12 protein-coding genes are annotated in these 11,602 nt (G+C 34.9%); 5 read left to right on the top strand and 7 right to left on the bottom strand.

Features of this window, described 5'->3' with window-relative positions:
* Nucleotides 1–21: 21 nt before the first annotated feature.
* Together aspS and AC27VX_RS14030 are read right to left on the bottom strand one after the other, a co-directional pair.
* Nucleotides 22–1,776: an aspartate--tRNA ligase gene (gene aspS / locus AC27VX_RS14035; protein ID WP_488696184.1), complete on the bottom strand. Its 1,755-nt coding sequence runs from the start codon at nt 1,774–1,776 to the stop codon at nt 22–24.
* A gap of 139 nt (nt 1,777–1,915) precedes the next feature.
* Nucleotides 1,916–2,275, bottom strand: coding sequence for an ankyrin repeat domain-containing protein (locus AC27VX_RS14030; RefSeq protein ID WP_236856237.1), 360 nt, complete (start codon nt 2,273–2,275; stop codon nt 1,916–1,918).
* 112 nt (nt 2,276–2,387) lie between these two features.
* Here AC27VX_RS14030 and AC27VX_RS14025 point away from each other — a divergent pair, with 112 nt between their 5' ends.
* Nucleotides 2,388–3,782 (top strand): MATE family efflux transporter, encoded by a 1,395-nt coding sequence (locus AC27VX_RS14025; protein ID WP_300686574.1) that lies wholly within the window; start codon nt 2,388–2,390, stop codon nt 3,780–3,782.
* 153 nt (nt 3,783–3,935) lie between these two features.
* Here the strand turns inward: AC27VX_RS14025 and AC27VX_RS14020 are convergent, their stop codons facing one another.
* On the bottom strand, nt 3,936–4,094 hold the full coding sequence (locus AC27VX_RS14020; RefSeq protein WP_410680451.1) for a T9SS type A sorting domain-containing protein: 159 nt from the start codon (nt 4,092–4,094) through the stop codon (nt 3,936–3,938).
* Nucleotides 4,078–4,278 (bottom strand): hypothetical protein, encoded by a 201-nt coding sequence (locus AC27VX_RS14015; protein WP_488696181.1) that lies wholly within the window; start codon nt 4,276–4,278, stop codon nt 4,078–4,080. Before AC27VX_RS14015 ends, AC27VX_RS14020 begins: the two co-directional genes overlap by 17 nt.
* Nucleotides 4,279–4,538: 260 nt before the next feature.
* On the opposite strand from AC27VX_RS14015, the gene AC27VX_RS14010 reads away from it, so the two are divergent.
* The gene (locus AC27VX_RS14010; RefSeq protein WP_236856234.1) at nt 4,539–4,658 is read left to right on the top strand and encodes a 30S ribosomal protein THX; all 120 of its coding nucleotides are present in this window, start codon (nt 4,539–4,541) and stop codon (nt 4,656–4,658) included.
* A 59-nt stretch (nt 4,659–4,717) separates the two neighbouring features.
* On the opposite strand, the gene AC27VX_RS14005 is transcribed toward AC27VX_RS14010, so the two are convergent.
* From AC27VX_RS14005 to AC27VX_RS13995, 3 genes are all read right to left on the bottom strand, one after another.
* Entirely contained in the window at nt 4,718–5,371 is a 654-nt protein-coding gene (locus AC27VX_RS14005) for a DUF937 domain-containing protein (RefSeq protein ID WP_236856233.1), read from the bottom strand.
* Between the two features lie 81 nt (nt 5,372–5,452).
* A complete protein-coding gene (locus AC27VX_RS14000) occupies nt 5,453–6,712 on the bottom strand; it encodes a protein O-mannosyl-transferase family (RefSeq protein WP_300686578.1) in 1,260 nt (419 codons plus the stop codon).
* A gap of 2 nt (nt 6,713–6,714) precedes the next feature.
* Nucleotides 6,715–7,224, bottom strand: a complete 510-nt coding sequence (locus AC27VX_RS13995; RefSeq protein ID WP_236856230.1) for a DUF2480 family protein — start codon at nt 7,222–7,224, stop codon at nt 6,715–6,717.
* A gap of 155 nt (nt 7,225–7,379) precedes the next feature.
* Between AC27VX_RS13995 and lpxB the strand changes: the two genes are divergently transcribed.
* The 3 genes from lpxB to AC27VX_RS13980 all read left to right on the top strand — a co-directional run bounded on the left by lpxB (nt 7,380) and on the right by AC27VX_RS13980 (nt 11,519).
* Nucleotides 7,380–8,483, top strand: a complete 1,104-nt coding sequence (gene lpxB / locus AC27VX_RS13990; RefSeq protein ID WP_236856229.1) for a lipid-A-disaccharide synthase — start codon at nt 7,380–7,382, stop codon at nt 8,481–8,483.
* 33 nt (nt 8,484–8,516) lie between these two features.
* Nucleotides 8,517–9,605 (top strand): glycoside hydrolase family 99 protein, encoded by a 1,089-nt coding sequence (locus AC27VX_RS13985; RefSeq protein ID WP_236856228.1) that lies wholly within the window; start codon nt 8,517–8,519, stop codon nt 9,603–9,605.
* Nucleotides 9,606–9,797: 192 nt separating this feature from the next.
* On the top strand, nt 9,798–11,519 hold the full coding sequence (locus AC27VX_RS13980; RefSeq protein ID WP_488696177.1) for a ComEC/Rec2 family competence protein: 1,722 nt from the start codon (nt 9,798–9,800) through the stop codon (nt 11,517–11,519).
* The last annotated feature ends 83 nt before the right edge of the window (nt 11,520–11,602 follow it).

Raw genomic sequence — 11,602 nt, 5'->3', positions numbered from 1 at the left:
GGCAACTGCCCCGCTTTAAATTTATGCTTTTAAATCTAACTTTAATTCTAGTTCATCGAGCTGTGCATCAGCAATAGAAGCAGGTGCATCGATCATTACATCTCGCCCTGAATTGTTCTTAGGGAATGCAATATAATCTCTGATTACCTCATTTCCATCAAGGATTGCTACCAAACGGTCAAATCCGAATGCTAAACCACCGTGTGGAGGAGCTCCGTATTTGAAGGCATTCATTAAGAATCCAAACTGAGCTTCAGCTTCCTCTCTTGTGAATCCTAACAGGTCAAACATTTTAGACTGTAGCTCTTTATTGAAAATTCTGATAGATCCTCCTCCAATTTCATTTCCGTTAAGAACCATATCATAAGCATTGGCTCTTGCCTTTCCGGGATCAGTTTCTAATAAGTGTATATCTTCTGGTTTTGGAGAAGTGAAAGGGTGGTGCATTGCGTGATAACGTCCACTTTCTTCATCAAATTCCAATAATGGAAAGTCTACTACCCAAAGTGGTGCAAATACATCTCCTTTTCTTAATCCTAAACGATTTCCAAGCTCCATTCTCAATGCAGAAAGCTGAGCTCTTACTTTGCTTTCGTTTCCGGAAAGGATCAGCATCAGGTCTCCTTCTTTAGCTCCGAATTTTTCAATGATCTTAGCTAGATCTTCTTCGTTGTAGAATTTATTCACCGATGAGGTCTTCACTCCGTCATTCTGGAATTTTGCCCAAACCATTCCTGAAGCTCCTACCTGAGGACGTTTTACCCAATCCACAAGCTCATCAATTTGCTTTCTGGTGTATTCTGCACATCCTTCTACATTGATTCCCACAACCAATTCAGCATCGTCAAAGATTTTAAAGTCTTTTCCTTTTACCAGCTCATTAAGCTCTACGAATTCCATTCCGAAACGGATGTCCGGTTTGTCATTTCCATATTTTTTCATCGCATCAGCGAAAGTCATTCTTGGGAAATCTCCGAATTCCTGACCTGTAATGTCCTTAATAAGAGTTTTGGTCATTCCTTCAAAAACATTCATGACATCTTCCTGCTCTACAAAAGCCATTTCACAGTCAATCTGTGTAAATTCCGGTTGTCTGTCAGCTCTTAAATCCTCATCACGGAAACATTTTACAATCTGGAAATATTTATCCATTCCACCTACCATCAAAAGCTGCTTGAAAGTTTGTGGAGACTGTGGCAATGCATAGAATTGTCCCGGATTCATTCTGCTTGGTACTACAAAGTCCCTTGCCCCTTCCGGAGTAGATTTGATCAAAACAGGAGTTTCCACTTCAATGAAGCCTTCATCAGATAAATAATTTCTTACTTTCTGTGCCATTTTATGACGGAAGATCAATTTATCCTTTACCGGGTTCCTTCTGATATCCAGATAACGGTATTTCATTCTTAATTCTTCACCACCATCCGTTTCATCTTCAATGGTGAAAGGAGGAAGTTGAGAATCATTCAGAATCGTTAGTTTCTCTACTAAAATTTCAATTTCTCCAGTTGGAATATTTGGATTTTTACTTACTCTTTCAATTACTTTTCCGGTAGCCTGAATCACAAATTCACGTCCTAATTTCTTAGCCTCTTCCATAAGCTGTGCTGAAGAACGGTCCTGATCAAAAACAAGCTGAGTAATTCCGTATCGATCTCGAAGATCTACCCAAATCATAAATCCTTTATCACGGATAGTCTGTACCCATCCGGATAGTGTAACTTCTTCATTCAGATTTTTCAGAGAAAGCTCTCCGTTGGTGTGTGATCGAAACATAATTATTTGTTTAAAGTTCAATGTTTAAGGTTCAGCCCTGAACCTTATTTTTTTCGTTGGCAAAGATAAGATTTTTGCAGGTTTTATAAATAAAAAAAACTTCCGAAATGGAAGTTTTTGGGTATGGTAATAAGATTTTTTAATCTCTTTTTGCTCCTCTTTCAATCAAATATTGCGCGATCTCCACGTTTTTTGAACTTTCTGCAATTTCAAGAGGAGTCTGGTTTTGACATTTTTTATTAATGTTCACTTTACTGTCCAGCAGAAACTTTACGATAGTTTTTTTTGTTGATAATGTACTGAATCCAAGTGGTGTAAAAGATTCGTTACCTATTGTAAAACATTTGTTGTAATCTCCTGGTGTAAATTGTTTTTTGAATTGTGTTACATCATCAGTATAAATGGCTTTCATTTTTTCCTGTGTCATCTTTTGAGCAGAAAACATATTGGCACATAATAACGCTCCAAATAGAAAGGTGGTAGAGATTATTTTTTTCATAAGGATAATTTTTAAGAATATACAAATCTAAATTAAATTTTATTATCAATTGCTAAGTTTTACTAATAATTGGATTTGTATTTTTGGGTTTAAATAAATTATTGATTGTAAAATGATGAAATATGTTGATTTTTTGAAAAAAGCTTTCAGTGGAGAGGATACAGATTTTACCAAGGTGAATATCAGAAGTGCTGTTTTGCTTTTAGCTATTCCGATGATGCTGGAGATGGCTATGGAATCTGTATTTGCACTAGTTGATCTTTATTTTGTGGGGCATTTGAAAGAAAGTGGTTTTGCTATTCAGACAGTAGGGCTTACGGAGTCTGTACTTTCAATTATGTATTCTATTGCGATCGGAATGAGTATGGCTGCTACAGCTTTAGTGGCAAGAAGGATTGGTGAAAAAAATCCTGAACAGGCTTCCAGAAGTGCTGCACAGGTAGTGTTGGTTTCATTTGTTATAACACTTATTTTAAGCTTGCTGGGAGTAATATATGCTGAAAAAATACTGATTCTGATGGGGGCAACACCCGAAGCTGCTGCTTATGGAAAAGACTTTACAAGAATCATGATGGGAAGCAGTACAATTATTATGCTTTTATTTTTAATCAATGGTATTTTCAGAGGTGCAGGAAATGCAATGATTGCCATGAAAAGTTTATGGATAGCGAATATTGCCAATATTATTCTTTGCCCGATCCTGATCAAGGGTTTAGGACCTGTTCCTGCTTTAGGGCTTACCGGAGCAGCATTAGCAACTACTATAGGAAGAAGTATCGGGGTGATCTATCAGCTGTATCATCTTTTAATAGCAGATACACAGATCCGGATTAAGCTGAATTATTTTAAACCCCATTATGATTTAATCAAATCTATTATAAAAATAGCTACTCCGGGAATATTTCAGTTTGTAATTGCTTCATGCAGCTGGATTTTTCTTGCGGAGCTCGTTGCTACTACCGGAGGCGAAAATGCTTCAGCTGGTTACCAGACTGCATTGAGGCTGATGATGTTTTTTATACTTCCGGCCTGGGGATTGAGTAATGCTGCCTCTACTTTGGTCGGACAGAATATGGGGGCTAATGAAATGGGACGGGCAGAGCAGTCTGTTATGAAAACAGTGAAGTATAATGCGGTCTTTATGTTGATAGTGAGCTTAATCTTTGTTTTTATGGGAAATTTCCTGGTAAGTTTTTTCACCCAAGAGGTTGAAATTAAAGAATTTGCTGAAAATGCACTTCATATAATGAGTACAGGCTTTATTTTCTATGGAATCGGGATGGTGATGATCAATGCATTCAACGGGGCAGGTGACACCTGGACACCAACCTGGGTAAACTTTTTTGGATTTTGGTTATTTCAGATCCCTTTGGCTTATTTTCTTTCCAAGCATTGTGAGATGGGCCCAAAAGGAGTGTTTATCTCAATTCCTGCAGCTGAAGCATTGATTACTGTAATTGCCTTTATTTTGTTTAAAAAAGGGAGATGGAAAACGGTGAAGGTTTAGATGGTGTATATGAAAGATCCCAAAAGCTAAAAAAACTTCCCGAAAGAAGTTTTTCTAATAGGATGTATTGAAATTTTTTATAAAAGCCATCATCATTTATTTTGAATGGAATTATTTCTTGATAAATTTAGAAAAGAATCTTCCTTCTTTATTTTATATTGTTAAAATGTAATTTCCTTTAATAAGTGATGATACATTTATTCCTTTACTTCCATCTGCATTATCTTTAGAGAGTACCAGCCTTCCTTCGGATGAATAAATATTCATTTTACCGGTTGCGTTGAAATTTAAAATATCATCCTCCCGGATCATTATCCCAGAAATATTCTCCGTTTGTAAGAGTTTCTGCTCCTGTTACGGGAAGGATTCCCGTATGAACAATATTTTGAAAGACCTGTCCCCAATTTCCCTGGCTGTCTTTAAGTCGAATTGTAAAAGTATGAAATCCATTAGCAGAAGGAATAAATGATGTATCTTGAAGTACATCTTCTATCACATTATCAAAATTACCGTCCAGGGCTGTTAATGCTATTGTATTTCCTTATCCTGGATCAGTATCCCATTAGTATTCTCTATTAAAATTTTGATTTCAATTTATTTAAAAGAGAAAAGAATAGATATTTTTAATTTAAGTACATTATTTTACAGAAGAGGTTCTCGACTTTGAACAAAATATTTTAGAAACTTTTACGGGTAATTTTTTGATTTTAAATACATATTTTTTAAATTCGTTATAACAACAAAATACTTATTATTATGGGAAAAGGAGACAAGAAGTCCAGAAGAGGAAAAATCAACGCCGGAAGCTATGGGAAAAGAAGACCCAGAAAAGCGTCAAAATCTGTTGTAACTTCTGAAGAAAAAGCTAAAAAGTAAAGTAATAAAAAAGACCGGAGATCATTTCTCCGGTCTTTTTTGTATAAAAATTAAATTAATTATTTTCCAAAAATATTTCCAAGGATACTGCCTAAGCCGCCACTTTGTTGTTGCTGGTTTCCGCTTCCACCAAGTACATTTCCTAGAATATCACTCAGAGGATTTCCTGATGACTGGGATTGTCCATTACCTAAAACACTTCCCAAAATGTCATTTAAAGGACTGGATTGCTGAGTCTGGGCCTGATTCGTGGCATTTCCAAGAATGCCATCTAAAAGTCCTCCTAAACCTCCTGCACCTACATTGTTTTCTTGTTTCTGCTGACCAATATATCCCATAACTACGGGAGCCAGCATGGCTAGAACAGGACCAATTTTATCAATGGAAATTCCTGTATTTTGTGACAGTTGATTTTCTACCGTACTCTTTTGTCCTCCAAAAATATGATCAAGAATAGAACCTCCTTCGGCTTGTCTTGTTTCAATCTGTGAGGCATCATTTAAGATACTTCCATTATGATCTTTATCTAAAGCATTATTTAAAGACTCTGCTTCTTTAGCATCCTGAGACTTGTTTCTAAGATAAGAAATGATCAGAGGGGTAGCTACAGCCAATAGAGCAATTACCTGGTTTCTGCCGATCCCGAATTTGTTTTCAGCCTGTTCAGCAACCTGGTTGCTTGTGTTCCCTGTTAGTAGATCAATTAAACTCATTTTTTGTGTTTGTTAAGGATTAAGTAACCCAAAGCTAACAAAAAATATGCCTTACAAAATCTCTGTACTTCATAATTATTGTTAAAGTTTTCTAATCTGTTCGTTTGTATATCCTTTACTTTTTAGAATCTGTATATACTCAACAGCACTTACTGTCATCCAGTGAATAGGTTCAGGAGCTTCTTTTTTATCAAGTGTAAACTCCAGAATTCCAACGTTGTTGTTCATCCATGGAAGTAAGTAATACTCCAAGCCGCCTTTATATTTTTTATAAGTATCGAATTCTTTGGCTTTTTCAGTAGAAGCTACTATAGTGTAACAAAGAATATAGCCCATGGGAATAAAAAGGCAGACCCACGAAAACTTTCGAAAACTAGCATATTTTACGGAAGACAGACCGTAGCCAATAGCAAGTGCAAAGATAATATTGAAAGGAAGGAAGAAAACATAATTATCTGAAACAGCATAGAATGTTGAAAAACCATACACACATACCGCTCCTACAAAAAAAGTGTAAAACATTTTTTTATTGGATTTAAAGAGTAAAATAACTCCTGCAATTCCAAAAAAAACAAATATATTAAAGTTGTAAATGAGATAAGCCAATGATACAAAAAAATCTCTTAAATACTGTGATGGTGTTTTTTTAAAGGAATCTTCCACCCAGGTTCCCTGGCTTGAGGAGTAAACAGAACTCACAGAAAGACCTTGTAAGATATTCAGGATAAATAAAAATGAAAACAATCCTATAAAAATAAATAAAGAAGGATAAAAATATTTTTTCTCACTTCTGAAATAAAATAGGAAAATAAAGAAAGCGGGAATTAAAAGAATATTCTGAATATGCACCCAGAGGCTAACTCCTAGAAAGAAAGCACTCCAGATAATATACTTTTTTTTATCCTCTGAAAATACTTTTATCATTGAAAAGAAAAAAAGACTGATCCATAATGTATTGTAAGTATACACTTCTATAATCTCAGCATTTCTCCAAAACGAAAAACTGAACCCAAAAACTATAGCGGTACTTAGTGAAACCCATTCAGTTTTAATCAAACTTTTGAGGATGAGGTAAATAACAGTAACTGTTGCGGCTCCTGAAGTTACAACCAGAAACCGACTGGCATCAATAGCATTAAAGCCCGTAAGGAGTTTAATTAATATTGCTGTATTTACATATAAAAAATGGCTTGTTGCATCCGCCACTGTTGCCCATTCTTCTTTTTCCACAGACAATACAAAACCAACGCAGTCGGCAAATGGAATTCTTGAGAAACTTCCTATATAATAAATGCCCCAAAATAGTAAGAATAAAAATAGTACAGATAGATATTTATTCATTCCTAATTCTTTATAATAGGAACATTAGAACATGCTTCTCCGAACATAAGTGATTTTACAACAGGTTTCAGCTGCTCTACCAGTTCTATATAAGCATTTTCAGGAATTTCCTTATCAGAGCAGCCTTTTACCAGTACTCTTTTACCTCTCATATCTCCGAAATCATAAGTCTGTATAGCATTGTGCATCAAAATAACCTCAAGATCCTCACGACTTCCAAAAACAATTTTTTTAGAAACGTCTGTAAGCTTTGCTGTCAGTACAAAATATGCCCAAAGTGGAATTATTGTATCTACAGAATTGTAAATGTATATGTATGAGTCTCTATATTCTTCAGTATCGATTGCTTCCACCTTTTCACGGAAATCTTTCTCCTTAAGGATCATTTCCTGAAAAAGAAAATCTTTAAGATCCACCCCCTTTCTTACCCCTTTTGGAAGCAAGGTAGAAAGGTCAAAATTCACAAGGCCGCTTTCGGCAACTTTATTTCTGATTTCAAATTCTTCTGACATTTTTATCATTATCTTTGGACAAATTTACAAATTAAGATCATATTTATTTTAATTTGTTCTCTATCCTTACCATAGAAACCTCATATAATTCGGAATTATCTATGATTATAGACGGCTATGGTTACACAAACAAATAATAAAAGATTTCGAAAGAAATGAAATACTACATTATTGCAGGAGAAGCTTCAGGTGATTTGCATGGAAGCAATTTGATGAAAGCTTTAAAACAAAAGGATCCCTCTGCCGAATTTAGATTCTGGGGTGGAGACCTAATGACAGCTCAGGGAGGAACATTGGTGAAACATTACAGAGATCTCGCTTTTATGGGATTTCTGGAAGTGGTGATGAATCTGCGGACTATTTTGAATAATATAAAATTCTGCAAAGAAGATATTCAGAACAATAGACCGGATGTTCTTATTCTGGTAGATTATCCCGGTTTTAATTTAAGGATTGCCAGATTTGCTAAAGAGCTGGGAATTAAAGTGGTGTATTATATCTCTCCACAACTTTGGGCCTGGAAAGAAGGGCGTGTAGAGATCATCAAAAAATATGTGGATGAAATGATGGTCATTCTTCCGTTTGAAGAAGATTTTTACAGAAAACACGGTGTTCATTCTCATTTTGTAGGACATCCTTTGTTAGATGCTATCTCTGATCTGAAGGAAATAAGTCCAGAACAGTTTAAGTCTGAAAACGGACTGAACGAAAAAGAAATTATTGCCCTTCTGCCAGGTTCCAGAAAGCAGGAAGTGGAAAAGATGCTTGAAATAATGCTTTCCGTAAGGCCGTATTTTAAAAACTATCAGTTTGTAATTGCCGGAGCGCCAAGCCTGCCCAAAGAGTTTTATCAGAAATATGTAGATGATAATGTCCATTTTGTTTCCAACAAAACTTATGATTTGTTGAGATGTTCAAAGGCTGCACTTGTCACTTCCGGAACTGCTACCTTAGAAACAGCATTGCTGAATATTCCTGAAGTCGTTTGCTACAAAGGAAGTAAAGTATCTTACGCCATTGCCAAAAGGCTGGTTAAAAATATCAATTATATTTCTCTTGTCAATCTGATTATGAATAGAGAGGTAGTAAAGGAGCTGATCCAGGCTGATTTGAGTACAAAGAACCTTGTAGAAGAACTTAATAAAGTGTTAGAAGGCCAAAAAAGAGACCAGGTTCTGAATGATTATAAACTGTTAAGAGAGAACCTAGGAGGAAAAGGGGCTAGTGAGCATGCTGCTGATGTGATTTTAAAAGTTTAATCCGGCTTTGAGAATATAAACTGATTTTTTACCATGAATTACTTTAACCGTTTCTTATTATCTATCATATTAACGTTTTTTTTCTCACACAGTTCTGCACAGAAGAAAGGGAGGGAAAACATTCAGATATTCTATTATGGCTGGTATGGTAATCCTTTAACAGACGGTAGTTACTCCCATTGGAACCATGATATTCTGCCCCATTGGAAAGACCCGAAATGGAATGATCTTGGTCATTATAAAGGAGGCAATGATATCGGAGCTAATTTCTATCCTGCTTTAGGAAATTATAGTTCGAACGATACAAAGATCATTGAAAAGCACATGAAAATGATCAAAGAATCCGGAGTAGGAGTTGTTGTGGTCAGCTGGTTAGGGAAAGATTCCTATACAGATAAAAGCATGGCTCAATATCTGGATATTGCAGATCGTTTTGGTTTAAAAATAGCATTTCATATAGAACCATTCTATAAAAATATCACTGAGCTTAAAGAGCAGCTTTCTTATCTTGTACAGACTTATTCTCATCATCATGCTTTTTATAAAAAGGCAGGTAAACCGTTATATTATGTGTATGACAGCTACAAAATTTCTAAAGAAGAATGGGCGAAACTGCTAGCTGATGATGGAGAGAAAACGGTTAGAAATACAGAGCTTGATGCATTTTATATAGGATTATGGGTAGAAAAGAATGATTCGGCTTTCTTTGATTCATCCGGTTTTGACGGGTTTTATACTTATTTTGCAAGTGAAGGATTTGTGTTCGGAAGTACCGTTTCAAATTGGAATTATCTTGCAGACTTTGCGAAACTGCATAATCTCATTTTTATCCCATGCGTAGGCCCTGGATATTCAGATACCAGAATAAGGCCCTGGAATGAGGCTAATTTTAAAAGCAGAGACAATGGTAAGTATTATGAAAATATGTTCGATGCTGCTATAAAAGTTAAACCCGAATTTATAGGGATCACTTCATTTAATGAATGGCATGAAGGAACCCAGATAGAACCTGCTATTCCTAAAAAAAGTGGGGATTTTACTTATGAAGATTATGGTAAAGATCCTGAATTTTATATTAAAGAAACGAAGCATTTGATGGATAAATTTCTTAAAGAGAAGTAAAGTAAATCTAAAGTTTCTTTTAGGAGTAAATAATCACGCGTTCTATTGGCGTTTTTACAAATAAAACAATATAGTTTCGGTAATTAGGGAGATGATGCTGTGATGATTAATTTCTTACTTTGGTGAGGTAATTGATTGGAATTGAATAAACAGCCTCTACTTATTTTAGTTATATGCTTTATTCTTGGAATATTGTTCCAGGATAAATTTTTATTAGAAGACGGTCGTGTTTATTTTGTGATGATCGCTGGTCTGGTAATTTTACTTGCATTGCTTTTTCATTCTTATTTTTTGCATAAAACAAAAGCACTTATTCTGGGAACCCTGTTCTTTTGTGCAGGAATTATTCTTCATTTCTTTAATACAAATCCGGCAGAACTTAAACCGTTCGGTAAGGAAAAAAGAGTTGTTGTTTTTATGATTACTCAAAAATTAAACTCGACTGAAAAGTATAAGAAATATGAAGGTATAGCACAGCTGGAAAACAAAAGAATTAAATCAGTTTTTTATCTTCCCAAGAATAGCAAGGACCTGGATTTTGTCCACTATTACAAGTCTGAAGTTTTCATTACAAAGCCTTATTCTCCACAATATGATTTCCAGTTTGATTACTCCAAATATCTGAAACGAAAAAATATTCAGTATCAGATTTATCTTTCAAAAGAAATTTTATCTGCAGGACGGAATGATTTGAATATTTCAGATAAGATCCGGCAGCAGAGGTTTGAAGTTCTTAAGAAAATTGATGAGGTGAAAATTTCTGCTACAACCAGAGAGTTTTTAAAAGGAATTATTTTGGCAGACAGAACTGAGATGGATGCTGATACCATACAGGATTTCAATAAGTCCGGGCTTGTTCATTTTTTAGCGATTTCCGGGACTCATATTGTTGTCATTTTCGGAATGGTTTATTTCCTCATGATACGATTGGTTCCTTTACGATTCAGAAGTTATACCGTAATTTTTAGTTTGCTGTTTATTTGGCTCTTTTCAGGATTTATAGGGTTCGGAAATTCAGTATTGCGATCCTGTATTATGCTCAGTGTATATTTTATATACGTATTACTTCAGAGAAAACCCGATATGCTTCATTCATTGGCATTATCAGCGTTTATTATTCTTATTTTGGATACTCAGCAGCTGTTTGAGGTAGGATTTCAGCTGAGTTTTATAGCGGTATTAGGAATATTTTGGCTGAATAAGCCGTTACTGGATCATTTCCCGAAACAGGATACCTATTTGAAAAAACTTGTATTTAATACCATTACAATATCTTTGTCTGCTCAGCTGGCAACGCTCCCGCTCGTACTGTATTATTTTCATCAGTTTTCTTTTATCTCTATCATCGCTAATTTTATCGTTGTCCCTTTTTCGGAAGTAATTATTGTCTTTTCTTTCCTAATGACAACCCTCATTGCTATCGGCTTTGACTTTGAATTAATCAATATTCTCTATGATTTTATTATTCAGATCTTGTTAAAAGTTATACACGAATTTGCGGATGTTGATAAATTCTTTTTTGATGATATATCTGTAAATTTAGTTGAGGTGTTGCTGGCCTCAATAATTGTTTATTTACTGAGACCGGCCGTTCATAAATTTGATTTCAGAAACACAATGAATTTAATAATGGCCGTTTTGATGTTTTTTATGGTAAGAGCCGGATATTGCGCTGTTGAAAATCAGAAAGAAGAAATATTACTGCATGATTCTGGAAGAAATAAAGTTTTATCAGTAAAGACGGGTGGTAAGGTATGCTTCTGGATTTCGGATATGGCAGACCGTGACAAGATTTTACGGTTTATTGTTAAACCTTATTGTTCTTCAAGAAGGGTAGATCGTTTTATAATAAAACCACTCCCAGGGTCTGTGCAGAAAGTAGTTTTTAAAGATCAGATTTATGATATAAAATAAGGTTTTTGTTTTTATATTTTTCCTGTATTTATAAAGTATTATAATCTTATTTAGAAAGATTACAAACTGTCTAATTGTGAGAT

It is taken from the genome of Chryseobacterium sp. 14P4.3.2 (genome assembly GCF_057799275.1).
Note: the sequence above shows the minus strand (reverse complement) of the source record. Positions and strands in the feature narration are given on the sequence as shown.